Raw genomic sequence first — 935 nt, forward strand, 5'->3', positions numbered from 1 at the left:
TAACGTCTCGGCTATGATTAGTACGGGATTAAAAAGTGATTAATTTCCGATTAAGTACTTAGCCAAAACTTTTTATTTTGTTTTAATTTTTTCATTTTAAAGCCAAATAAAAAAGATTTGGCGGACATTATAAAAATACACGAACTTTTGGATTAAACGCCAAAATCCGTATTAATTATAGCCATTGTTAGCCACTGGCTTTGTTAATAATCTTGTATAAGAACCTCAGTTGGAATATGCAAGGCAGTATTTAGTTTTCGAATCATATCCAGAGTAAGTTTTCGCTTTTTACTCAAAATTTCACTAACTCTACTTTTAAAGCCCACAACTTCTGCTAAATCTTTTTGTTTCATTCCCATTTGTTCCATTCGAAATTTAATGGCTTCAATAGGGTCAGGCATACCAATAGGGAAATTTTCATTTTCATATCGATCAATTAATATTGACAATATTTCAAGTTCATCTCCTTTTTCAGTTCCTTTTTTTCCGTCAAATACTTCCTCAAGTCTTATGAGTGCATTTTGATAGTCTTTTTCGTTTCTAATAGGTGCTATATTCATAATTAGATGTTATTTGCGTCAATTTTGTCGTATTCAGCATGAGTTCCAATAAATCTTATCCAACATATTTGGTGTTCAAAGTTGAATTTTACAATCAATCGATAATTATTACCTTTTATGTTATAAACAATTCGATTATCTTTTATTATGCTCGCACTTGGATACTCATTTTTTAATTCATTAATATTCTTCAATTCGGATTTTTCGGTTTCTCTAAACCATGCTTTTAATTGTTGTTCACAGTCAGCATGTTTTTCCCAAAAATCTCGTAATGTTCGTTTTGCAATTACTCTCAAATCAAAATTTCTTTAATACAAAGATATAAAAATAAGTTACCAAAACGGTAATTATTTGTTTTTTTGCTTGTGGCTAACG

General features: G+C 29.6%; 2 protein-coding genes. Both read right to left on the reverse strand.

Annotation, left to right across the window (positions count from 1 at the left end; genetic code table 11):
* Window positions 1-203: 203 nt before the first annotated feature.
* Window positions 204-560 carry a helix-turn-helix domain-containing protein gene (locus Q0945_RS15965; RefSeq protein WP_299436658.1) on the reverse strand — a complete coding sequence of 119 codons (357 nt, stop codon included), beginning with the start codon at window positions 558-560 and terminating at the stop codon, window positions 204-206.
* A 2-nt stretch (window positions 561-562) separates the two neighbouring features.
* Window positions 563-856 carry a type II toxin-antitoxin system HigB family toxin gene (locus Q0945_RS15970; protein WP_299436661.1) on the reverse strand — a complete coding sequence of 98 codons (294 nt, stop codon included), beginning with the start codon at window positions 854-856 and terminating at the stop codon, window positions 563-565.
* Between the last annotated feature and the right edge of the window lie 79 nt (window positions 857-935).

The sequence above is a fragment of the uncultured Maribacter sp. genome (assembly GCF_947500405.1).
Classification (GTDB): domain Bacteria; phylum Bacteroidota; class Bacteroidia; order Flavobacteriales; family Flavobacteriaceae; genus Maribacter_B.